The sequence below is a fragment of the Piscinibacter sp. genome (assembly GCF_047600445.1).
GTDB lineage: Bacteria > Pseudomonadota > Gammaproteobacteria > Burkholderiales > Burkholderiaceae_C > Piscinibacter.
In genome coordinates, this window is the sequence record NZ_JASGKT010000002.1 from 2,144,950 (window position 1) to 2,167,051 (window position 22,102).

A 22,102-nucleotide genomic window follows, 5' to 3' on the forward strand; every position below is an offset into this window, starting at 1 on the left:
CTACCAGCGGTAGCTGGCCGACAGCGTCAACGTGCGCGGGTCGCCGTGCAGACAGCTTCCCGAGCCGCAGGTCAGGTAGTTCTTGTCGAAGGCGTTGCGTAGGTTGAGCGCCACGCGCCAAGGGCCATCTTCCCAAGCCGTCATCAGGTCGGCCACGGTGTAGGCCGGCACGCCGCGCTCGATGCCGCTGCGCCAGTCGCGGTCGAAGCTGCTGCCCGTGTAGCGCAGGCCGGCGCCCAGCGTCCATTGCGGCAGATTCCAACCCGCCAGGCGGTAGCTGCCCCACAGCGAGGCTTGGTGGTACACCTGCCCGCCGGGGCGTTGCCCCACTTCCTCGGGCGTGTTGCTCTTGGTCGTGCGGTGATCGGTGTAGGCATACGCACCCACCAGTTCGAGGTTGCGCATGACCTGCCCACGCACCTCTACCTCCAAGCCGCGTGAGCGCTGCTCTCCGGTCTGCACGCTGAAGAATGGGTTCACCGGATCGGTCGTGAGCACGTTGGTTCTGCGCAGATCGAATACGCTGGTGGACAGCAAAAAGTCCTGCCCGGGCGGCTGCCAGCGCAGGCCCGCTTCCACCTGCTTGCCTTCGGACGGATCGAAGCGCCGGCCCCGGGCGTCGGTGCCGCCTTGCGGCTCGAAAGACTCGCTGTAGCCGACAAACGGAGCCAGTCCATTCGGCATCAGATAGACCAGCCCCAGACGGCCCGTGGCGGCGCGGGTATCCTCGGTTTCTAGGGCATCGCGGGGGTCGCCGGAGCTGTAGCTGCTGCGGTCATGGCGCAGGCCGGCCAGCGCCACCCAGCGCTCGCCCCATTTGATCTGGTCTTGCAGGTACACGCCGGTCTGGCTGCGCTTGGCGCGCCACAGCCAGCCGTCTGTCCGATCACCGGGCACCGCGCCGTAGACCGGCGCGTAAATGTCAAGTGGTGCGAGCGGGCGCGGGAAAACGTCGTAACCGGATCGGAGGCGCACGTGGTCCACGCCTGCCAGCAGTGTGTGCTCTGCACGGCCGGTGCGCCAGCGCTGCTGCCAGTGCGTGTCGATAGCGAAGCCGCGCGAGTTCTCGAATTCGTCGTAGGCGGTGCGCTCCCAGAGGCGAGGGTTATCGGCCGTGGGGCTTTCGGCGCCGGTGAAAAACACGTCCACCTTGGAATCGAACAGCCGCAGGTTGCTGCGCAGCGTGGCATCTTCGCTGAAGCGATGCTCGAACAGCGCGGTCAGCGAGGTTTTCGACACGTCCTGCTTGTCGAAAGCCGGCTCACCGACGAAGGTGAAGCGCGGAAGGTAGGCCCCGCCTGCCCCCGGCACCAGCGTGCCCTCCACCGGCAGCGAGTACGAGTAGCCGATCTCGCTTTTCTGGTGTTGCAGCAGCAGCGTGAGCGAGGTGTCCGCCGACGGACGCCAGCGCAGCGCGGGCGCGATGTAGAGGCCGTCGTTGCGCAACGGCCCCACGGGCGTTCCACTCTCGCGCCCCAGGGCGGTGAGGCGCCAGTCCCAATCGCTGTCGGGTGCGACTTCTCCACCCAAGTCCACGCCAATCTGCTTGTGACCGTGGCTGCCTACCTCGGCCACGACCTCGCGCACGCGCTCCTGCGTGGGCCGCTTGCTCACGGTGTTCAGCACGCCGCCCGGCGCGGCCATGCCGTAGAGCACCGAGGCCGCGCCCTTGATCAGTTCGACCCGCTCCAGCCCATACGGCTCCTGCTTGCCCGAGGACCATGAACTGCCGGACATGCGCATCCCGTCGGCATACTGGCTGCCGCCCCCGTCGATCCAGAAGCCCCGGCTGTAGATGGCATCGAACGAACGGCTGTAGCCCGACACCGGCAACACGCCGGCCGAGTAGTCGAACGCCTGTTCGATGCTGGCGGTGCGCAGCGTGCGCATCTGGTCGGCGGTGATGACGGTGATGGACTGCGGCGTTTCGATGATGGGCGTATCCGTCTTGGTGGCCGTGGCGCTTTGCCTGGCCGCGAATCCCGCCACGGGGCCGGTGGCAGACTCCGCATCGGCTCGAGCCTTCACCCGCACTTCGTGCAGCACCTGCTCGGCCGGCTCGGCAAGGGGCGCCACGGTCCAGGTGGCGCCGTCGCGGCGCGCCTCGAGCCCCGTGCCTTGCAGCAACTGCCGCAGCGCCGCCAACGCGTCGAGCGTGCCGTGAACGGGCCGGCTCGTGCGGTCCGCGCCCAGGGCCTGGGCAAAAACGAGTTGCACGCCGGACTGGCTCGCGAACTGCCGCAGCGCATCCGCCAGCGGCTGCGCGGGAATGTCGAACCGAGCCGTCTGTGCGGCGGCGTGCAGGCAGGCCGCCGCCAGGGCGGCAGCCGCCGTGGCACGCATGGGAAGCTTCAAGATCGTCAGGTTCATGTCGGTCGCGGGGAGAAAGTGGCCATCCCCGCTACAACGAACCGCACCGTCCCGTTCCTGAACGCCGGCCGCCCTCGGGATGCCGGCGCGCGCCGCTCAGAGCGCCTGGATGTGCCACCCTCCCGGCTCCAGCCGCGAGCGCACCGGCACGATGCCCGGCAGCGCGCGCAGGAAGTCCTCGGACTGCGCGATGCGCACCTGGCCCGACAGGCGCAGCCCGGCCGCCGCCGGATCGACCTCCACGACGCGCGGCAGGTAGCGGCGCAGGCGTTCGACCGCGTCGCCGAGAGGCACGTCGTCGAACACCACCACGCCGCGGCGCCACGCGGCTGCCTGCTGCGGCCGATCGTTGTGCATCGACTCCACGGCCGCCTCTTGCGAACCGGGCGCCCAGCGCAGGACGTCGCCGGCCCCGAGTTCATGCGGCGACCCGGCGCCACCCGGCATGCTCACCTTCACGCGGCCGGACTCGACCTGCACTTCCACCGCGCCGCCCGGCAGCCGCTCCACGCCGAAGCGCGTGCCGAGCACCGTGATACGCACAGCCTGCGCCCCACTGTCGTCGGCGGGCGGAACGTCCACCACGAAGGGGCGTTGCGCGTCGGCGGCCACCTCGAAGAAGGCCGCACCCGTCAGCAGACGCGCGCTGCGCCACGCCCCGTAGTAGGCGAGCTGCACGCGGGTCTGCGCATCGAGCGTGACCACGCTGCCGTCGGGCAGGCTCTGGCGCAGGGTCTGGCCGCGGCGCGTGGCCGCCGCCTGCTCCCACTGCGGCACGGCGAGGCGCCACCAGCGCCAGCCGCCGACGCCTGCGACGGCCGCCCCCGCCAGGCTCAGCAGCGCGGTCAGCGAGCGCCGGCGACCCTCGCCGCGCGTCGCCGACGTGGCTGTGGCCGTGCCCGCGCGCCACTGCTCCAGCCCGGCCTGCACGCGGTCCATCGCGAGCATCATGTCGCGCTCGACCATGTTGCGCGAGACGCCGAAGGCCTGTGCCAGCGCCGCCTGGTCCTCGCCCTGGACACGATGGCGCAGGAAGACCTGGCGCGGGCGTTCGGGCAGGCTCGCCAGCGCGGCCTCGACGGCGTCGATGGCCTGGCCGTACATGACCGACTCGGCCGCGTCCGGCATCTGCGTGTCGACGCGCGGCCGCTGCTCGTCGGCGCGGCGCTGCGCGACACCGTCGCGCCGATGCAGGTCGATCGCAAGGTGCCGCGCCATCGTGAACAGGTAGGCGCGCGCCTCGCTTTCGTTGCGCAGCACGGGCCCCCGTTCGCGGCCCGCCGCCTCGGCCACACGCAGCCAGAGGTCGTGCACCAGGTCACGCGCATCGTCGGCGCTGCCGGTACGGCGCGCCAGGTAGCGCAGAAGCTCTCGATAACTGTCTTGGAAGCTGGCGAGCAAGGAAACGCGGGCATGCACAACAGGGGACGTCATGAACGCGAAAGCTCCGCTGTCAAAATCGGCGTGCATGCACACTGCACGGTGAACCTTCGAATATATCTCGAATGAGAATAAATCTCATCTGAGAAACCCCCACCCTGACGAGAGACGACATGACCACCACGATCCGCCACGCCGACCTGGTCGACAGCGTCGCCGCCGCACTGCAGTACATCAGCTACTACCACCCGGCCGACTACATCGAGCACCTGGCGCGCGCCTACGCCGCCGAGCAGAGCCCGGCGGCCAAGGACGCGATCGCGCAGATCCTCACCAACTCGAAGATGTGCGCCGAGGGGCGGCGCCCGATCTGCCAGGACACCGGCATCGTCAACGTGTTCCTGAAGATCGGCATGGACCTGCGCTTCGAGGGCTTTCCCGGCAGCCTGGAAGACGCCGTCAACGAAGGCGTGCGGCGCGGCTACCTCGACCCCGATAACACGCTGCGCGCCTCGGTGCTCGCCGACCCGATCTTCGAGCGCAAGAACACCAAGGACAACACGCCGGCGGTGGTGCACATGAGCGTGGTGCCCGGCGCGACGCTCGACGTGACCGTCGCCGCCAAGGGCGGCGGCAGCGAGAACAAGAGCAAGTTCATCATGATGAACCCGAGCGACAACCTGGTCGACTGGGTGCTCAAGACGGTGCCGACCATGGGCGCCGGCTGGTGTCCGCCGGGCATGCTGGGCATCGGCGTGGGCGGCACCGCCGAGAAGGCGATGCTGCTGGCCAAGGAGGTGCTGATGGAGCCGGTCGACATGTTCGACCTGCTCCAGCGCGGGCCGAGCAGCAAGCTCGAGGAACTGCGCATCGAGCTGTACGAGAAGGTCAACGCGCTGGGCATCGGCGCGCAGGGCCTGGGCGGGCTGACCACCGTGCTCGACGTGAAGATCGCCACCTACCCGACGCACGCTGCGAGCAAGCCGGTGGCGATGATCCCGAACTGCGCCGCGACGCGCCACGCCCACGTGGTGCTCGACGGCTCGGGCCCGGCCTTCATGGAGCCGCCCAGCCTGGACCTGTGGCCCGACGTGCACTGGCAGCCCGACTACAACAAGAGCAAGAAGGTCAACCTCGACACGCTGACGCAGGCCGAGGTGGCGAGCTGGAAGCCGGGCGACACGCTGCTGCTGTCGGGCCGGATGCTCACCGGCCGCGACGCCGCGCACAAGCGCATCCAGGACATGCTCGCCAAGGGCGAGAAGCTGCCGGTGGACTTCACCAACCGCGTCATCTACTACGTCGGCCCGGTCGACCCGGTGCGCGACGAGGTGGTCGGCCCGGCCGGCCCGACCACGGCCACGCGCATGGACAAGTTCACCGAGATGATGCTGGCGCAGACCGGCCTGATCGCGATGGTCGGCAAGGCAGAGCGCGGACCGGTGGCGATCGAGGCGATCAAGAAGCACAAGAGCGCCTACCTGATGGCGGTGGGCGGCGCGGCCTACCTCGTCGCCAAGGCGATCAAGCAGTCGAAGGTGGTGGGCTTCGCCGACCTGGGCATGGAAGCGATCTACGAATTCGAGATCCAGGACATGCCGGTGACGGTGGCGGTCGACGCGCAAGGCATCAGCGTGCACAACACCGGGCCCAAGGAGTGGCAGGCGCGGATCGGGAAGATTCCGGTGGCGGCGGGCTGAGCGGCGCGGCGCCGGTTGTGGCAAGCTAAGGTCATGCCCGTGACCCTCGAATCCCTGCAGGCACAGGTCATGAGCCTGTCCAAAGCAGACAGAGCGCGCCTGCTCGACCGGCTCATCGCCAGCCTCGACGTGGACGCCGAGGCGGAAGCGCAGTGGGAGCAATTGGCCGAAGCGCGCGACGCCGAACTGGAATCCGGCGCGGTGGCGCCCATGGCGCTCGAGGATGCGATGGTCCACCTGCGTGCCCGGTTCCCGGGATGAAGACTGCGGAACTTCATCCGCATGCGCTGAGAGACATCGAAGAGGCCGCGAGCTTCTACGAACGCGAAGGCTCTGCGGCGCTGGCGGCACGCTTCGTCGCCGAGTTCGAACGGGTTGCGAAACTCATCCTGGCCGACCCCGGGCTCGGCACGCCGCGAGCGCGCGGACGCAAGGGCTTCCCGGCCACGGACTTCCCGTACACGGTCATCTACCGCGAAGTTCCAACGGGAATCCGCATCCTCGTCGTCAAGCACGACCGGCGCCAGCCCGGCTACGGCGGTTCGCGCCGCTGACACACGAGCAACTCACCCGCGCGGATGATGCCGCGCATGCAGCGACTTCAGCCGCTCGCGCGCCACGTGGGTGTAGATCGTCGTCGTCGAGATGTCGGCGTGGCCGAGCAGCATCTGCACGGCGCGCAGGTCGGCGCCGTGGTTCAGCAGGTGCGTCGCGAAGGCGTGGCGCAGCGTGTGCGGCGACAGCGGCACCCGCACGCCGGCGCGCAGCGCGTGGGCCTTGACCAGCTTCCAGAACATCTGCCGCGTCATCGCGCCGCCGCGCGCGGTGACGAACAGCGCGTCGCTCGAGCGCCCTTGCAGGATCTCGCCGCGCGCGTCGGCCAGGTAGCGCTCCAGCCAGGCGCGCGCCTCCTCGCCGAAGGGCACCAGGCGCTCTTTCGAGCCCTTGCCGGCAACGCGCAGCGCGCCCTCGCTCATCGACAGGTGCACGGCCTTGAGCGTCACCAGTTCGCTGACGCGCAGGCCGCTGGCGTACAACAGTTCGAGCATCGCGCGGTCGCGCAGGCCCAGCGGCGTGTCGGCGTCGGGGGCGGCCAGCAGCGCCTCGACCTGCGCCTCCGACAAGGTCTTGGGCACGCGCAGCGGCGTCTTCGCGCTGCCGAGCTTGAGCGTCGGGTCGGCCGCGACGAGGTGTTCGCGCAGCGCCCAGCGGAAGAAGCGCTTGAAGACGGTCAGCCGCCGGTTCGCGCTGCTGGCCTTGCTGGCGCCGTGGCGTGCCACGGCGTACGCGAGCAGGTCGGCTTCGCCGCTCTCGGCGATGCCGCGGCCGTGCTCGCGCGCCAGCCAGTCGGCGTAGAGCGACAGGTCGCGGCGGTAGGCCGCCAGCGTGTTGGCGGCCAGGCCGTCCTCGACCCACAGCGCGTCGGCGAAGCGGTCGATCAGCTCGCCGCCGGCCGGCGCGCCGGCCGCCGCGCTCACTCCAGCGTCAGCTTCTGCTGCACCACCACCTTCTTGTAGACGTCGAACTCGGCGGCGATCTGCTGCGCGAACTGCTCGGGCGTGTTGGCCACGATCAGCGAGCCGGTGTCCTCGATGCGCTTCTTGACCGCCGGGTCTTCCAGCGTCTTCTTCACCGCCGCGCTGACCTTCTCGACCACGTCCTTCGGCAGGCCCTTGGGCCCGTGGATGCCGTAGTAGGCCATGCGGTTGACGGGCTCCAGCCCGACTTCCTTGAAGGTCGGCACGCCCGGCAGCACCGCCAGGCGCTGCGGCGCCGCGACGACGATGGGCACCAGCCGGCCGTCCTTGATGAAGGGCAGCGCCGAGGGCAGGTTGTCGAAGATGATCGGCACCTGCCCGGCCACCGTGTCGTTCAGCGCCGGGCCGGCGCCGCGATACGGGATGTGCGTCATGAAGGTGTTCGACATGCTCTTGAACAGCTCGGTCTGCAGGTGGCCGATGCCGCCGGTGCCCGAGCTCGCGTAGCTGTACTTGCCGGGGTTCTTCTTCAGCTCGGCGATGAAGCCCGCGTAGTCCTTGGCCGGGAAGCTCGGGTGCACCGCGATCACGTTCGGCGTCGCCGCGACGTTGATGATGGGCGTGAAGTCGGTGATCGGGTTGTAGGGGATCTTGGCGTTGATCGCCGGGTTGGCGGCGGTGGTCGAGACGGTGGCCATGCCGAGCGTGTAGCCGTCGGCGGGCGCCTTCGAGATCTCGGTGGCGCCCACCGAGCCGCCGCCGCCGGACTTGTTCTCCACCACCAGCGTCTGGCCGAGCGGCACGTTGATCTTCTCGGCCAGCACGCGGGCCACGATGTCGGTGGTGCCGCCGGGCGCGAAGGGCACGATCAGCTTCACCGGCTTGGTCGGGTAGGTCTGGGCCAAGGCCAGCGGCGACGCTGCCACCAGGGCGAGCGCGGGAATGGCGGCGAGCAGGGGGCGTCGGTACATGGACTCTGTCTCCTTGGGTCGAAACGCGGAAGCGCGAAGTGCGCAGTGTAGGCGGCGCGGGCGGCCGCCGGCGGGCTGGCACACTCGGTGCATGCCCGATGCCTTGCTGCTGCTGCCCGACTTCACCCTCATCGCGATCGGCTGGTTCGTCTGCCGCCACACGCCGCTGGATCGCAGCGTCTGGGACGGCGTCGAGCGGCTGGTGTACTACATGCTCTTCCCGGCGCTGCTGTTCAGCGCCATCCTGCGCCACCCCTTGCAGCCGCAGGCCGCCGCGGCGCTGGCGGCCTGCGGCCTGGGCGTCACGCTGCTGGGCGTGCTGCTGGCCTACGCGCTGCGGCTGTGGCCGGGCGTGGACGCGCGGCTGCACGCCTCGGGCGCGCAGGTGGCGTTCCGCTTCAATTCCTACGTGGCGCTGGCGCTGGCCGAGCGCCTGGCCGGCATCCAGGGCGTGGCCTGGGTGGCGCTGCTGGTGGCGCTGTGCGTGCCCTTGTGCAACATCGCCGCGGTGTGGCCGCTGGCGCGCCACGGCGGGCACGGCTTCTGGCGCGAGCTGGCGAAGAACCCGCTGATCCTCAGCACCAGCGCCGGGCTGGTGTGCAACCTGCTCGGCGTGCAACTGCCCGAGCTGGTGACCACCACGCTGGTGCGCATCGGCGCGGCGGCGCTGCCGCTGGGGCTGATGGCGGTGGGCGCGGGGCTCACCTTCGGCGGCCTGAAGCGCGCGCCGGCGCTGGCCGCGGCCCTGCTCACGATCCGCCACGCCATCCTGCCGGCGGCGGCGATCGCGATCGGCATCGCGCTGGCGATGCCGCCGGCGCAGCAGGCCGTCGCGGTCGCCTTCGCGGCGCTGCCGACGGCGTCGAGCGCCTACGTGCTGGCCGCGCGCATGGGCGGCGACGGCAGCTTCGTCGCCGGGCTGGTGACGATGTCGACGCTGATCGGCATGGCCGGCCTGCCGCTGGCGCTGCTGGCGCTGCAACGCCTGGCGTGACGGAACCCATGCCGCGCCGGCCACTCCGATCTGGGAAAATCCCGCCGCCCCGGCCCTGCCGCGATTCACCGAAGACCTGCATTTGACGATCCTGGGAAACCGCACGCTGCACTGGGCCGACGAGGCCGACTGCGAAGCCGACGCCCGCGCGCTGGCCGCGCGCCCGGCGCTGCGCGACGCCTTCGTCGAACTGCACGGCCCGCTGGGCGCCGGCAAGACCACCTTCGCGCGCCACCTGCTGCGCGCGCTCGGCGCGGCGGGCCGCATCAAGAGCCCGACCTACGCGGTGATGGAGCCCTACGAGCTGCCCGGCGGCACGGTGTGGCACTTCGACTTCTACCGCTTCAACGACGCGCAGGAATGGGAGGACGCCGGCTTCCGCGACGTGTTCGCGAGCCGCGGCCTGAAGCTCGCCGAGTGGCCCGAGAAGGCCGCCGGGCTGCTGCCCGCGCCCGACCTGCGCGTGGACATCGAGCCGCTCGAGCACGAGGCGCGCCGCGTCACGCTGGCCGCCTGCACGCCGCGCGGCCTGGAGCTGCTGCCGTGAAGCGGCGCGACGCCCTCGCCGCCGGCTCGCTGGTGCTGCTGCTCGGCCGCGCCGAGATCGCGCGCGGCGCGAGCATCGTCGCGGTGCGGGTCTGGCCGGCCGACGAGTACACGCGCGTCACCATCGAGTCCGACGCCGCGCTGACCGAGCGCCACTTCCTGGCCGCCGGGCCCGACCGCCTCGTCATCGACATCGACGGCCTGGAGCTGAGCCCGGCGCTGCGCGAGATCGTCGGCAAGGTGCGCAGCGACGACCCCTTCATCGCCGGCGTGCGCGTCGGCCAGAACCAGCCGCGCGTGGTGCGCCTGGTGATCGACCTGAAGCAGCCGACCGCGCCGCAACTGTTCACGCTGATGCCGGTGGCGGCCTACCAGCACCGCATGGTGTTCGACCTGTACCCGGTGAAGGAGCCCGACCCGCTGCTCGCGCTGATCGAAGACAAGGAGCAGGCCGAGCAGCAGGCCGCCAAGGCGGTGCGCGACGCGCTGGGCGAGTTCATCGGCCGCATCGAGCGTCCGCCGCTGGCCAGGGCGCCGGCCTCGCCGTCCGCTTCGCCATCCGCCTCGCCGCCGCCGGTCCAGACGCCCGCGCCGGCGCCGCTGCCGCACATCGCCAAGGAGAAGATCGACCGCCTGATCGTCGTCGCGCTCGACCCCGGCCACGGCGGCGAGGACCCGGGCGCGATCGGCCCCAGCGGCCTGCGCGAGAAGGACGTGGTGCTGGCCGTCGCGCTGGCGCTGCGCGAGCGGCTGAACGCGCGGCCCGGCATGCGCGCGATGCTGACGCGCGACGCCGACTTCTTCGTGCCGCTGGGCGAGCGCGTGCGCAAGGCCAGGCGCGTGCAGGCCGACCTGTTCGTCTCGATCCACGCCGACGCCTTCGTCAACCCGCAGGCGCGCGGCGCCTCGGTGTTCGCGCTCAGCGCGGGCGGCGCCAGCAGCACCGCGGCGCGCTGGCTGGCCGACAAGGAGAACGCCGCCGACCTGGTGGGCGGCATCAACGTCAAGAACCGCCACGCCGACGTGATGCGCACGCTGCTCGACATGAGCACCACAGCGCAGATCAAGGACAGCCTGAAGATCGGCCGCGAGGTGCTGGGCCGCATCGGCAAGATCGGGCGGCTGCACAAGCCGCAGGTCGAGCAGGCCGGCTTCGCGGTGCTGAAGGCGCCGGACATCCCCTCGATCCTGGTCGAGACGGCGTTCATCTCCAACCCCGACGAAGAACGCAAGCTGCGCGACGCCGACTACCGCGAGAAGCTGGTGGATGCACTCGAAGACGGCATCGCGCGCTACTTCGCGCGCAATCCGCCGCTGGCGCGCAACCGGCAACTCTAGGCGCTCTGCACGCTCCTGGCCGACGACGGCGCCAGCGCGTCGCGCAGCCGGTCGCGCCCGCTGGCGCGGCCCGACAGGCGCGCGTCGAGGCGCGCCTCCAGCGCGTCGATGTGCGCGCGCATCAGGCGCTGCGCGGCCTCGTTGTCGCCGGCGGCCAGCGCCGCGACGATGGCGGCGTGGTCGTCGTTCGAGTCCTGCGCCTCGCTGGCCGACTGGTACAGCGCCGCCGCCAGCACGGTGCGCGCCGACAGGTCGACCATCGACGAGATCAGGAAGCGGTTGCCCAGGCATTCCGCCAGGCAGACGTGGAAGTCGGCCAGCAGCACGCTGCGCGTGGCCGCGTCGGCGTCGGCGATGGCGCGGCGCTCCTCGGCGACGTGGGCGCGCAGCCGCTCGAGCGCGGCCTGCAGCGGCTTGCCGGCCTCGTGCAGCATGCCCGACTCGATCACGCGGCGCGCCTGGTAGGTCTGCTGCGCGTCCTCGAAGCTCGGCTCGACGACGAACCAGCCGAGCCGAGGCCGCACCTCGACGAAGCCGCGCGCCTGCAACTGCATCAGCGCCTCGCGCGCCAGCGTGCGGCTGACGCCGAACAGGTCGGCCAGCGCCTGCTCGCCGAGCCGGTCGCCGGGGCGGACCTTGCGCTCGAGGATGGACTGGACGACCTGGCGGGCGATCGGCGAGAGCGTGAGCATCGGGTGGGGTGGGTTCAGGCCGGAGCCGGCGCCGCGCGCGGCCGCAGCGTGGCGAGCACGTAGTAGACGGTGCCGCCGATGGCCACGCCGAAGAACCAGCCGTAGGTGCCCCACCAGGCCGGCAGCAGCGTGGTGAAGTTGGGCAGGATGGTCGAGAACACCGCGCCCGCCGCGGTGGCCAGCAGCGCGTTGACGTTCCAGCCGCCCTGGTAGCGGTACTCGCCGTGCTCCTCGTAGAGCGCTTGCACGTTCACGCGGCCGCGGGCGATGAGGTAGTAGTCGACCAGGATGATGCCCAGCAGCGGGCCCATGGTCGCGCCGATCGCGTTGACGAAGGTCGCGGCGTTGCCTTCCCAGGGCGCGAAGGGGTAGAGCACGAGCGCGATCGCCGCGGCGATGTAGCCGCCCTTCTTGAAGTCGATCTGCCTCGGGAAGACGTTGGAGATGTCGAACGCCGAGGACACGAAGTTCGCCACCACGTTGATGCCCAGCGTGGCCACGGCGAAGGTCAGCGCGGCGATCGCGGCGAGCACCCAGCTGTCGAACTTGGCCGAGATCTGCTCGGGGTGCAGCAGCACCTCGGCGTAGACCTGGAAGGCCGCGATGGTGGTGACGCCCGCCACCAGCGAGAACAGGATCAGGTTGACGGGCAGGCCCCACAGGTTGCCGCGTGTCACCGCCTGGCGGTTGGTGGCGTAGCGCGAGAAGTCGCAGAAGTTCAGGTACAGCGCGGCGAAGTAGGTGATCCACGTGGCGCCCACGGCCATCAGCGCCCAGAACGAGCCGGGCTGGCCGGCCACGCCGGCGTCCTTGGTCTTCTCGAGCAGCACGTCCATCGGGATGCCGTGCTCGAAGGAGAAGCCGCCGGCCTTCACCACCAGGCCCACGGCCAGCACCAGCATCGCGACCCACACCGCGGGGCCGGCCCAGTCCTGGAACTTGCGCACCGTCTCCATGCCCTTCTGGATGATGAGCAGTTGCAGCGCCCACATGATCACGTAGCAGATCACCTCCAGCCCGCTGTGGCCGAACCAGTGCGTGGTCTTGTGGAACTCGAGGAAGGTGTCGCTGCGGATCAGCAGCGCCACCAGCGCGCTCGAGGCCGCGGCGGTCTGCGCGCCGTACCAGAAGATCGCCACCAGCGCGCGCACCAGCGCCGGCAGGTTGGCGCCCCACACGCCGAAGGAGGCGCGCGCCAGCACCGGGTACGGCACGCCGGTCTTCTCGCCGGCCCAGCCGATCAGGTTCATCAGCAGGAAGATCACCAGCGAGCCCAGGCCGATGGCGATCAGGAAGTTGCCGAAGCTGCCGCACAGCAGGAACAGGCTGGCCGCGAGGTAGTAGCCCCACAGGCTGTGCACGTCCGAGGTCCAGACGTTGAAGATGCTGAAGGCGCCCCAGCGTCGGTCTCGCGCGGGGGCGAGGTCTTCGTTGTAGAGGCCGGGCGACGGGTTGCGGATCTCCATGGGCTCCTCCTGCGATGATCCATGCAATCTGGTATACAAATAGTGTATGCAGTGATGCACGGCCCGCTCTTCGCGTAAACCCGAGGCGACGGCCGTGCCGGGCGGCGCCGCCTCGGGCATCATCGGCGCGCCCTCGCTTCCGCCTCGCCGCCATGCTGCATCCCCAGACCCGCGCCCTGCTCGACCTGATCGCCGAACGCGGCGTGCCCGCCACGCACACGCTGAGCCCCGCCGAGGCGCGCACGATCTACCGCGAGCGGCGCGGCTTCACGCAGCCCGAGGCGCCGCCGGTGGCGTCGGTGCAGGAACTGAAGGCATCGGGCCCGCACGGCGCCATCCCGCTGCGCCTGTACCGCCCGCTGGGCACGCCGGCCGGCCAGGTGCTGCCCGCGCTGGTGTACTACCACGGCGGCGGCTGGGTGATCGGCGACCTCGACACGCACGACACGCTGTGCCGCGAACTCGCGAACCATTCAGGCTGCGCGGTGCTGTCGGTGGACTACCGGCTCGCGCCCGAGCACCGCTTTCCGGCCGCGGTGGACGACGCCATCGCCGCGACGCGCTGGGTGCGCGACAACGCCGCGGCGCTGAAGCTCGACGCCGCGCGCATCGCCGTCGGCGGCGACAGCGCCGGCGGCAACCTCGCCGCGGTGGTGGCGCTGGCCGCGCGCGACGCCGGCGAGGCGCCGTTCGCCTACCAGCTCCTGATCTACCCGGCCACCGACCAGCACCGCGGCACACCCTCGCACGAGCGCAACGGCGAGGGCTACCTGCTGACGCGCGACACGATGGACTACTTCTGCGGCCACTACATTCCCGAGCCGGGCGCATACGCCGACTGGCGCGCCTCGCCGCTGCTGCACCCCGACCACTCGCGCCTGCCGCCGGCGCTGGTGCTCACCGCCGGCTACGACCCGCTGCGCGACGAAGGCATCGCCTACGCGCACAAGCTCAGCGCCGCGGGCGTGCGCGCCACGCACCTGAGCTTCGAGCGCCAGATCCACGGCTTCATCCTGATGGGCCGCGTGATCGACGAGGCCAACGACGCGGTGCGGCTGTGCGCGGCGGCGCTGCGCGACGCGCTGCGGGGCTGAGCACCCCTCACGCCGCCGCGCGCCGCGCCTTCCAGGCCCCGAAGATCACCACCAGCCCGGGGATCAGGATCGCCGCCCAGATGATCTTGTCCAGGTGCTCCTTGACCCACGGGATGTTGCCGAACAGGTAGCCGGCCAGCGTCACGCCGCCCACCCACAGCGCCGCGCCGGTGACGTCGTAGAAGGTGAACTTGCTGCGCGTCATGCGCGCCACGCCGGCGACGAAGGGCGCGAAGGTGCGCAGGAACGGCATGAAGCGCGCCGCCACGATGGTGATGCCGCCGTAGCGTTCGTAGAACGCATGCGCCTGGTCGAACGCCTGCTTGTTGAAGAAGCGCGAGTTCTCCCACTGGAACACCTTGGGGCCGAAGTAGGCGCCGATCGTGTAGTTGCTCTGGTTGCCGAGGATGGCCGCGGCCATCAGCAGGCCGATCGACAGCGGCAGGCTCATCAGCCCCGCGCCGCACAGCGCGCCGACCACGAACAGCAGCGAGTCGCCCGGCAGGAAGGGCATCACCACCACGCCGGTCTCGACGAAGATGATCAGGAACAGCAGCGCGTACACCCAGGTGCCGTAGGTGGCGACGAAGTTCGCGAGGTGCACGTCGACGTGCAGGATGAAGTCGATCAGGAAGGCGGCGATGTCCATGGGCGGCGATTATCCCGGGGCCGCCTTTCTACAATGCCGCATGAGCGCCGTCCTCGAATCGCCCCGCCCGCGCCGCCCCATCCGCGAACTGCCCGACGAACTGGTCAGCCAGATCGCCGCCGGCGAGGTGGTCGAGCGCCCCGCCTCGGTGGTGCGCGAACTGGTCGACAACGCGCTCGACGCCGGCGCGCGCGAGATCGTCGTGCGCCTCGCGGCCGGCGGCATCCGCGCCATCCTGGTCGAGGACGACGGCTGCGGCATCCCGGCCACCGAGCTGCCGCTGGCGCTGCGCCGCCACGCCACCAGCAAGATCGGCTCGCTCGAGGAGCTGGAGAACGTCGCGACCATGGGCTTTCGCGGCGAGGCGCTGGCGGCCATCGCCTCGGTGGCCGAGCTGAGCATCGCCAGCCGCACCGCCGACGCGCCGCATGCGCAGCGGCTGGAGGCGCGCTCCGGCGAGCTGACACCGGCGGCGCGCGCGGTGGGCACCAGCGTCGAGGTGCGCGAGCTGTTCTTCGCCACGCCGGCGCGGCGCAAGTTCCTCAAGAGCGAGGCCACCGAACTCGCGCACTGCATCGAGGCGGTGCGCCGCCATGCGCTGACGCGGCCCGACGTGTCCTTCACCGTCTGGCACGACGGCAAGCTGGCGCAGCAGTGGCGCCGCGCCGGCGCCGAGCAGCGCGTGCGCGACGTGCTGCACGACGAGTTCGTCGCCGCCAGCCGCGAGGTGGCGCTCGACCTGGGCGTGCTGCGCATCCGCGGCCGCGCCGGGCTGCCCGAGGCGGCGCGCTCGCGCGCCGACCAGCAGTACGTCTACGTCAACGGCCGCTACGTGCGCGACCGGCTGGTCGCGCACGGCGTGCGCTCGGCCTACGAAGACGTGCTGCACGGCGCGCGGCAGCCGAGCTACGTGCTGTTCATCGACATCGCGCCGGGGCTGGTGGACGTGAACGTGCACCCGACCAAGATCGAGGTGCGCTTCCGCGACGCGCGCGAAGTGCACCAGGCGGTGCGGCGCGCCTTCGACGCCGCGCTGGCGGTGTCGCGCGCCGGCGAGGCGGCGCCGGCCGCGCTGCCCGCCGCTGCCACTGCCGCTTTCGCCGACTCAGCGCCGCCCGCGGCACGGCCGTGGCCGGCGGCCACGCCGCAGCAGGCCGCGCTCGGCTTGCAGCAGGCCGCGGTGCTGTTCGCGCAGGAGTCGCCGCCGGCCGCCTGGCCCGCCGCCGCCACGGCAGCGGCACCGGCCGCCGCGCCGCTGCCCGAGGGCGACTGGCCGTTGGGCCGCGCCGTCGCGCAGATCGCCGGCGTCTACATCCTGGCCGAGAACACGCAGGGCCTGGTGGTGGTCGACATGCACGCCGCGCACGAACGCATCGTCTACGAGCGCCTGAAGGCCAGCCTCGCCGGCGCGGCCATCGAATCGCAGCCGCTGCTGATCCCGGCCACCTTCTCCGCGACGCCGCAGGAGCTGGCCACCGCCGAGCAGCAGGCCGACAACCTGAAGCGGCTCGGCCTCGACGTGTCCGCGCTGTCGCCCGGCGTGCTGGCGGTGCGCGCGCGGCCCGCCGCGCTGGCCGGCGGCGACGTGGTGGAACTGGCGCGCAGCGTGCTCGCCGAGCTGGCGCAGGTCGGCAGCAGCAACGTGATCCAGCGCGCGCAGCACGAGATCCTCGCGACCATGGCCTGCCACGGCGCGGTGCGCGCCAACCGCCAGTTGACCATCGAGGAGATGAACGCGCTGCTGCGCGACATGGAGCGCACCGAGCGCGCCGACCAGTGCAACCACGGCCGCCCCACCTGGCGCGCGCTGACGATGAAGGACCTGGACGCCTTGTTCTGGCGCGGGCGCTGAGCCGGCGGCATGCTCCAATCGCGTTCATGGCCACGCTCACGCTGAAAAAACCCGCCGCCGGCGCCGCCAAGCCGCGCCGTGCCCCGCTGCGCGGCAGCGGCGCGAAACCGCGGCCGACGCTGGCGCAGGCGCAGGCCGAACGTGCGGAGCGTGCCGAACGCGAAACCCAGCGCGGCGCCGAGCCCGCGCGCCCGGCGGCGAAGCGCCCGGCCCAGCCTGCGGCCAGGTCCGCGCCCGGGCCCTCGCCCAAACCGCTGCCGAAACCCGCCGCGAAGCCGCCGCGCCCCCCGCTGCCGCCGGCACGCCCGGCCACGGCGAACACCGCCTTCAGCAAGCGGCCGGCCCGGCCGGAAGCGCCGCCGCCGGCCAGCGGGCCGCAGCACGCGCCGGGCAGCGTGCGCCTGTCCAAGCGCATGAGCGAGCTGGGCCTGGCGTCGCGGCGCGAGGCCGACGAGTGGATCGCGCGCGGCTGGGTGCGCGTCGACGGCGAGGTCGTCGCCGAACTCGGCGCGCGTGTGCTGCCCGGCCAGCAGGTGAGCGTCGACAAGAAGGCGCGCACCCAGCAGGCGCAGCGCGTGACGGTGCTGCTGCACAAGCCGGTGGGCTACGTCAGCGGCCAGGCCGAAGACGGCTACGAGCCCGCCTCGGTGCTGGTGACGCAGGCCAACCACTGGCGCGAAGACCGCAGCGGCCTGCGCCTGCAACGCGAGCACCTGCGCCACCTCGCGCCGGCCGGCCGGCTCGACATCGACTCGGTCGGCCTGCTGGTGCTGACGCAGGACGGCCGCGTCGCCAAGCAGCTCGTCGGCGAGGACAGCGCCGTCGAGAAGGAATACCTGGTGCGCGTGCAGCCGGCCGAAGGCGGCGCGCGCCTGTCGGCCGAGGGCCTGCGCCTGCTGAACCACGGCCTCGAACTCGACGGCGCGGCCCTGCGGCCGGCGCGCGTCGAATGGGTCAACGACGACCAGCTCCGCTTCGTGCTGTCGGAAGGCCGCAAGCGCCAGATCCGCCGCATGTGCGAGGCGGTGGGCCTGAAGGTTACCGGCCTGAAGCGCGTGCGCATCGGCCGCGTGGCGCTCGGCGACCTGCCGGCCGGCCAGTGGCGCTACCTGGGCGCCGACGAATCCTTCGTCTGAGCCTGCAGCGACGCGAGCAGCGCGTTCGCGCGTTCGGCCAGGCCCGCGTCGGCCACCGCCACGGCGCGGCGCGCCGATTGCAGCGCGGCCTCGCGCCGGCCCAGTTCGGCTTGCGTGCTGGCGAGGTTCATCCAGGCCGCCGCGCTGTCGGGATGGCGGCTTGCCGCCTCCTCGAAGGCCTGCGCGGCGCCGGCCTTGTCGCCCGCGGCGTGCAGCGTGTTGCCCAGGCCGATGCGCAGGCTCAGGCTGCCGGCGAAGCGTTCCAGCGCGCTGCGGTACACCCGGGCCGCCTGCGCCGGCGCGCCGCTGCGCTCGAAGCCGAGCGCCGCTTCCACCACCGCCTTCTCCTCGGCCGTCGCCGGCCACTGCCCCGGCGGCAGCGCCACGAAGGCCCAGCTTCCGGCGCGCACCCAGGTGTGCTCGAAGGTGCTCATCGGCAGGGCCAGGCGCTCGGTGGTTCCGGAGCGCAGCAGCACCTCGCCGGCCGCGAGGTCGTGGCCGACCAGCACCGCGTAGTGCCACAGCGGATACCAGCTCAGTCCGAGGTTCTGGAACACCACCACCGGATGCCCGGCCTGCACCTCGCGCAGCAGCGCTTCGAGCCTGGCCGGCAGCCGCGTCGCCACCACGCCGTGGCGGCGCGCGCCGGCGATCATCTCGATCTGCAAGGTGCCGCTGCGCGCCGGCAGGAACACCTCGTCGGCGAGCCGCGCGGGCGTGGCCTCGGGCGCCAGCGGCGCCAGCACCGTGGCCAGCGCGGCCGGGCCGCAGTGGTAGGCGGTCTGGGGGAAGAACGGCGTGGCGGCCAGCTCGGCGCGCGGCGCCAGGCCGGGCGGCGCGGCGCGGCGCAGCGTCTCGGTCTGCGCCGCGCACCCCCCCAACAGCGCCAGCAGCGTCAGCAGCGCCAGCAGGAACGCCAGCGCGGCGCGCATCGCGCGATCAGCGGATCGAGCGCGTGAACGGGAAGATCTTCGTGAAGCCGAGGATGTCGGTGATCAGCAGCAGCACGAAGATGAACACGATGACGCCCAGCACGTCGCCGGCGCCGGCCGGCGCGGTGTCCAGCGTGTGCGCCACGTGCGCCACCTCGGCGTCGGTCAGCGCGGCGACGCGCGCCTTGGCCTGGTCGAGGTCGATGCCGCGCTCCTGCAGCGCGGCGGCCACGTCGGCGCGCGCCAGCATCGCCTCGACGTGGGCGCGCTGCTCGGCGGCGCCGCTGACGCCCTCGCTCGCCGCCACCTGCTCGGTACTCACCAGCGTGGCCTGCGCGCTGCTCATGAAGCCGGCGAAGCTCAGGCACACGGCGATCACGCGGGTCATCCAACGGGTCGAGGTCTTCATGTCTGTCGTCCTTTGTGAATTCTGGGAGCGGCCTGCTGTTCGAGAGTGCGGCACAGGGGCAGGCCCGCCCTGCGGCCCAGCGATCGTAACAAGCCGGCGCCGCCGCGCGTCACCGATTGCAACGCCGCGCCCGGGGCCGCGGCGACGCGCCTGTTAGGCTCGCCGCATGCCGTCGCCCGCTTCCGAACGCCACGCCATGACCGGCGCCACGGTCGTGCTGCTGCTGACCCTGCTGCTGGGCATCCAGCCCATCACCACCGACCTGTACCTGCCCGCGCTGCCGACCTTGCAGCGCGAGCTGGGCGCGAGCATGGCCGCCACGCAGCTCACGCTGTCGGCGCTGATCATCTGCTTCGGCGCCGCGCAACTGGTGCTCGGGCCGCTGGCCGACCGCTTCGGCCGCAGGCCGGTGCTGCTGGCCGGGCTGGCGGTGTACACGCTGGCCAGCCTGGCCGGCGCGCTGGCGCCGAGCATCGAGGCGCTGGTGGGCTGGCGCGCGCTGCAAGGCGCCGGCATGGCCGCCGCGGTGACCTGCGCGCGCTCGATCCTGCGCGACCTGTTCGCGCCGCAGGACGGCGCGCGCGTGATGTCCAAGGCGCTCAGCGGGCTGGGCGTGATCGCGATGGCCAGCCCGCTGGTCGGCGGCATCGTCGCGCAATGGCTGAACTGGCACGCGGCGCTGCTGGTGGTGGCGCTGTTCGGCGCCGCGACGCTGGCCATCGTCGCCTGGCGCTACGAGGAGACGGTGCCGCGCCGCGACCCGCGTGCCACGCAATGGGCGCCGATGAAGGCCAACTGGCGCGCCGTGCTGGCGCATCCGGGCTTTCGCGCCTGGACGCTGCTGTCGGGCTTCGCCTACGGCTCGCTGTTCTTCCTGCTCGCCGGCACCTCGTTCGTCTACATCGGCGTGCTGGGCACCAGCAAGCTCGCCTACGGGCTGATCATGATGACGCAGTCGTTCGCCTACATCACCGGCACCTTCTGGTGCCGCCGCCTGCTGGCGCGCCACGGCCTGCGCGGCGCGGTGGCGCGCGGCGGGGTGTTCACGCTGGCCGGCGCCGTCGCGATGGCGGCGCTGGCGCTGGCCGGCGTGCACACGGTGTGGGCGGTGATGCTGCCGTCCATCCTCTACTGCGTCGGCCACGGCGTGCACCAGCCCTGCGGGCAGGCCGGCGCGGTAGGCCCGTTCCCCGAGAAGGCCGGCACCGCGGCCTCGCTGTCGGGCTTCTGGATGATGCTGGTGGCCTTCGGCGTCGGGCTGTTCCTCGGCCACAGCGGCGGCACGAGCCTGTACCCGCTGACGCTCGGCTTCGCGACGCTGGCGCTGGCGCTGTGCGCGGTGGCGTGGACGCTGGTGCAGCGCCACGGCGACGCGCCGGCCGCGGCGCGCGAGGCGCAGGCGAGCCCGGCCTGACCATCGCGTGAATACCGCGCTGCCCTGCCTGTGCCTCGCCGGCCCGACGGCCGCCGGCAAGACCGCCGCCGCGCTGGCGATCGCGCGCGCGCTGCCGGTGGAAGTGGTCAGCGTCGACTCGGCGCTGGTGTACCGCGGCATGGACATCGGCACCGCCAAGCCGAGCGCGGCCGAGCGCGCGCAGGTGCCGCACCACCTGATCGACATCCTCGACCCGGCGCAGGCCTATTCGGCGGCGCGGTTCATCGCCGATGCGGGAGAGCTCATCGAGGCGATCCGCGCGCGCGGCCGGCTGCCGCTGCTGGTGGGCGGCACGATGCTGTACTTCAAGACGCTGTTCGAGGGTCTGGACGAGATGCCGCCGGCCGACGCCGCCGTGCGCGCCGCGCTCGACGCCGAGGCGCGCGAGCGCGGCTGGCCGGCGCTGCACGCCGAGCTGGCGCGTGTCGACCCCGTCACCGCCGCGCGGCTGCCGGCCGGCGACACGCAGCGCATCCAGCGCGCGCTGGAGGTGCAGCGCCTGAGCGGCCGGCCGATCTCGTCGTTCCAGCGCGGGCGCGGCGAAGCGCGCGCCGCGCCGCCGCTGCTTTCGCTCGAACCCGCGAGCCGCGCCTGGCTGCACGAACGCATCGCGCAGCGCTTCACGCAGATGCTGGCCGCCGGCTTCGTCGACGAGGTGCGCCGGCTGCGCGCGCGCGGCGACCTGCACCCGGGGCTGCCCTCGATGCGCTGCGTGGGCTACCGGCAGGCCTGGGAGGCGCTCGATGCCGACGATCTGGCCGCCCTGCCCGAGCGCGGCATCGCGGCCACGCGCCAGCTCGCCAAGCGCCAGATCACCTGGCTGCGCGGCATGCCGCGGCGCGAGGTGTTCGCCTGCGACGCGCCCGACGCCGTCGAGCGCGTGGTCGAACGCGCGCGGCACCACGCCCGGGCGCTGATGCCATGCTGAAGCTCCAGGGCCTGGCCAAGCGCTACGGCGCCACGCCGGTGTTCGGTGGCGTCGACCTCGAACTGCGCGGCGGCGAGTTCGTCGCCATCGTCGGCGAGTCGGGCGTCGGCAAGTCGACGCTGCTGAACTGCATCGCCGGCCTGGACACGCCGGACGCCGGCAGCGTGCAGCTCGGCGAGCACGAGGTCACGGCGATGAACGAGGCCGACCAGGCGCTGCTGCGCCGGCGCAACCTGGGTTTCGTGTTCCAGGCCTTCCACGTGCTGCCGCACCTGACGGTGGCGCAGAACGTCGCCCTGCCGCTGCTGCTGCTGCACCGCCCCGACGCGGCGCGCGTGGCGCGCGCGCTGGCCGAGGTGGGACTGGACGGCCTGGGCGAGCGCCTGCCGCAGACGCTCTCGGGCGGCCAGTTGCAGCGCGTGGCGATCGCCCGCGCGCTGGTGCACGAGCCGCGCCTGCTGCTGGCCGACGAGCCCACCGGCAACCTCGACGCGCGCAACGCCGAGCGCGTGCTGGACACGCTGGTGCACCAAACGCGCGCCCACGGCACCGCCTGCCTGCTGGTCACCCACTCGCACGCCGCCGCGGCACGCGCCGACCGCGTGATGGAGTTGCGCACCGACGGGCTTTTCCCCGCCGCGAGTGGGGCTGTTTCCAAGGCGGATTGATCCAGGTCACGCAAGCCCTCAGGGGCGACCCGGACACTCCGGTCCGTCTTTCATCCGCAGTACG

The 22,102-nt window shown here is 72.0% G+C and carries 21 protein-coding genes; 12 read left to right on the forward strand and 9 right to left on the reverse strand.

Translation table 11 applies throughout. The annotated features are described in order from the left end of the window. Together QM792_RS14315 and QM792_RS14320 are read right to left on the reverse strand one after the other, a co-directional pair. On the reverse strand, positions 1-2,370 hold the full coding sequence (locus tag QM792_RS14315; RefSeq protein ID WP_415150776.1) for a TonB-dependent siderophore receptor: 2,370 nt from the start codon (positions 2,368-2,370) through the stop codon (positions 1-3). 96 nt (positions 2,371-2,466) lie between these two features. Then, the gene (locus QM792_RS14320) at positions 2,467-3,804 is read right to left on the reverse strand and encodes a sigma-70 family RNA polymerase sigma factor (RefSeq protein WP_415150777.1); all 1,338 of its coding nucleotides are present in this window, start codon (positions 3,802-3,804) and stop codon (positions 2,467-2,469) included. 119 nt (positions 3,805-3,923) lie between these two features. Here QM792_RS14320 and QM792_RS14325 point away from each other — a divergent pair, with 119 nt between their 5' ends. Genes QM792_RS14325 through QM792_RS14335 form a run of 3 tightly spaced genes read left to right on the forward strand, consistent with a single transcriptional unit; the run spans position 3,924 to position 6,004 of the window. Beyond that, complete coding sequence (locus QM792_RS14325) at positions 3,924-5,450, forward strand: fumarate hydratase (protein WP_415150778.1); 1,527 nt, start codon at positions 3,924-3,926, stop codon at positions 5,448-5,450. Positions 5,451-5,483: 33 nt separating this feature from the next. Beyond that, positions 5,484-5,711 (forward strand): addiction module protein, encoded by a 228-nt coding sequence (locus QM792_RS14330; RefSeq protein WP_415150779.1) that lies wholly within the window; start codon positions 5,484-5,486, stop codon positions 5,709-5,711. Continuing rightward, positions 5,708-6,004, forward strand: coding sequence for a type II toxin-antitoxin system RelE/ParE family toxin (locus QM792_RS14335; protein WP_415150780.1), 297 nt, complete (start codon positions 5,708-5,710; stop codon positions 6,002-6,004). Before QM792_RS14330 ends, QM792_RS14335 begins: the two co-directional genes overlap by 4 nt. 12 nt (positions 6,005-6,016) lie before the next feature. On the opposite strand, the gene xerD is transcribed toward QM792_RS14335, so the two are convergent. Together xerD and QM792_RS14345 are read right to left on the reverse strand one after the other, a co-directional pair. Next, the gene (gene xerD / locus QM792_RS14340) at positions 6,017-6,928 is read right to left on the reverse strand and encodes a site-specific tyrosine recombinase XerD (protein WP_415150781.1); all 912 of its coding nucleotides are present in this window, start codon (positions 6,926-6,928) and stop codon (positions 6,017-6,019) included. Then, the gene (locus QM792_RS14345; RefSeq protein WP_415150782.1) at positions 6,925-7,899 is read right to left on the reverse strand and encodes a tripartite tricarboxylate transporter substrate binding protein BugE; all 975 of its coding nucleotides are present in this window, start codon (positions 7,897-7,899) and stop codon (positions 6,925-6,927) included. The genes xerD and QM792_RS14345 overlap by 4 nt, the downstream gene beginning before the upstream one ends. Positions 7,900-7,990: 91 nt before the next feature. Here QM792_RS14345 and QM792_RS14350 point away from each other — a divergent pair, with 91 nt between their 5' ends. The 3 genes from QM792_RS14350 (at position 7,991) to QM792_RS14360 (ending at position 10,777) form a co-directional block, all read left to right on the forward strand. After that, positions 7,991-8,893 carry an AEC family transporter gene (locus tag QM792_RS14350; RefSeq protein WP_415150783.1) on the forward strand — a complete coding sequence of 301 codons (903 nt, stop codon included), beginning with the start codon at positions 7,991-7,993 and terminating at the stop codon, positions 8,891-8,893. Between the two features lie 76 nt (positions 8,894-8,969). Continuing rightward, complete coding sequence (gene tsaE, locus QM792_RS14355; protein WP_415151636.1) at positions 8,970-9,440, forward strand: tRNA (adenosine(37)-N6)-threonylcarbamoyltransferase complex ATPase subunit type 1 TsaE; 471 nt, start codon at positions 8,970-8,972, stop codon at positions 9,438-9,440. Next, a complete protein-coding gene (locus QM792_RS14360) occupies positions 9,437-10,777 on the forward strand; it encodes an N-acetylmuramoyl-L-alanine amidase (RefSeq protein ID WP_415150784.1) in 1,341 nt (446 codons plus the stop codon). The genes tsaE and QM792_RS14360 overlap by 4 nt, the downstream gene beginning before the upstream one ends. Here the strand turns inward: QM792_RS14360 and QM792_RS14365 are convergent. Further along, on the reverse strand, positions 10,774-11,469 hold the full coding sequence (locus QM792_RS14365; protein ID WP_415150785.1) for a GntR family transcriptional regulator: 696 nt from the start codon (positions 11,467-11,469) through the stop codon (positions 10,774-10,776). The two genes, QM792_RS14360 and QM792_RS14365, sit on opposite strands and share 4 nt — an antisense overlap. Positions 11,470-11,483: 14 nt before the next feature. Beyond that, positions 11,484-12,935, reverse strand: a complete 1,452-nt coding sequence (locus QM792_RS14370) for an NCS1 family nucleobase:cation symporter-1 (RefSeq protein WP_415150786.1) — start codon at positions 12,933-12,935, stop codon at positions 11,484-11,486. A 152-nt stretch (positions 12,936-13,087) separates the two neighbouring features. On the opposite strand from QM792_RS14370, the gene QM792_RS14375 reads away from it, so the two are divergent. Beyond that, on the forward strand, positions 13,088-14,029 hold the full coding sequence (locus QM792_RS14375) for an alpha/beta hydrolase (RefSeq protein ID WP_415150787.1): 942 nt from the start codon (positions 13,088-13,090) through the stop codon (positions 14,027-14,029). 7 nt (positions 14,030-14,036) lie between these two features. On the opposite strand, the gene QM792_RS14380 is transcribed toward QM792_RS14375, so the two are convergent. Beyond that, positions 14,037-14,678 carry a DedA family protein gene (locus QM792_RS14380; RefSeq protein ID WP_415150788.1) on the reverse strand — a complete coding sequence of 214 codons (642 nt, stop codon included), beginning with the start codon at positions 14,676-14,678 and terminating at the stop codon, positions 14,037-14,039. Between the two features lie 40 nt (positions 14,679-14,718). Between QM792_RS14380 and mutL the strand changes: the two genes are divergently transcribed. Continuing rightward, positions 14,719-16,530, forward strand: a complete 1,812-nt coding sequence (gene mutL, locus QM792_RS14385) for a DNA mismatch repair endonuclease MutL (protein WP_415150789.1) — start codon at positions 14,719-14,721, stop codon at positions 16,528-16,530. 26 nt (positions 16,531-16,556) lie between these two features. Continuing rightward, positions 16,557-17,666 (forward strand): pseudouridine synthase, encoded by a 1,110-nt coding sequence (locus QM792_RS14390; RefSeq protein ID WP_415150790.1) that lies wholly within the window; start codon positions 16,557-16,559, stop codon positions 17,664-17,666. Here the strand turns inward: QM792_RS14390 and QM792_RS14395 are convergent. Both QM792_RS14395 and QM792_RS14400 read right to left on the reverse strand, forming a co-directional pair. Continuing rightward, the gene (locus QM792_RS14395; protein ID WP_415150791.1) at positions 17,636-18,598 is read right to left on the reverse strand and encodes a PA2778 family cysteine peptidase; all 963 of its coding nucleotides are present in this window, start codon (positions 18,596-18,598) and stop codon (positions 17,636-17,638) included. The two genes, QM792_RS14390 and QM792_RS14395, sit on opposite strands and share 31 nt — an antisense overlap. Positions 18,599-18,605: 7 nt before the next feature. Continuing rightward, a complete protein-coding gene (locus QM792_RS14400) occupies positions 18,606-19,007 on the reverse strand; it encodes a PA2779 family protein (RefSeq protein WP_415150792.1) in 402 nt (133 codons plus the stop codon). A 196-nt stretch (positions 19,008-19,203) separates the two neighbouring features. Between QM792_RS14400 and QM792_RS14405 the strand changes: the two genes are divergently transcribed. Genes QM792_RS14405 through QM792_RS14415 form a run of 3 tightly spaced genes read left to right on the forward strand, consistent with a single transcriptional unit; the run spans position 19,204 to position 22,038 of the window. After that, the gene (locus QM792_RS14405) at positions 19,204-20,421 is read left to right on the forward strand and encodes a multidrug effflux MFS transporter (RefSeq protein ID WP_415150793.1); all 1,218 of its coding nucleotides are present in this window, start codon (positions 19,204-19,206) and stop codon (positions 20,419-20,421) included. A gap of 7 nt (positions 20,422-20,428) precedes the next feature. Next, positions 20,429-21,370, forward strand: coding sequence for a tRNA (adenosine(37)-N6)-dimethylallyltransferase MiaA (miaA, locus tag QM792_RS14410; RefSeq protein ID WP_415150794.1), 942 nt, complete (start codon positions 20,429-20,431; stop codon positions 21,368-21,370). Next, positions 21,364-22,038: an ABC transporter ATP-binding protein gene (locus tag QM792_RS14415; RefSeq protein WP_415150795.1), complete on the forward strand. Its 675-nt coding sequence runs from the start codon at positions 21,364-21,366 to the stop codon at positions 22,036-22,038. Before miaA ends, QM792_RS14415 begins: the two co-directional genes overlap by 7 nt. Positions 22,039-22,102: the final 64 nt, after the last annotated feature.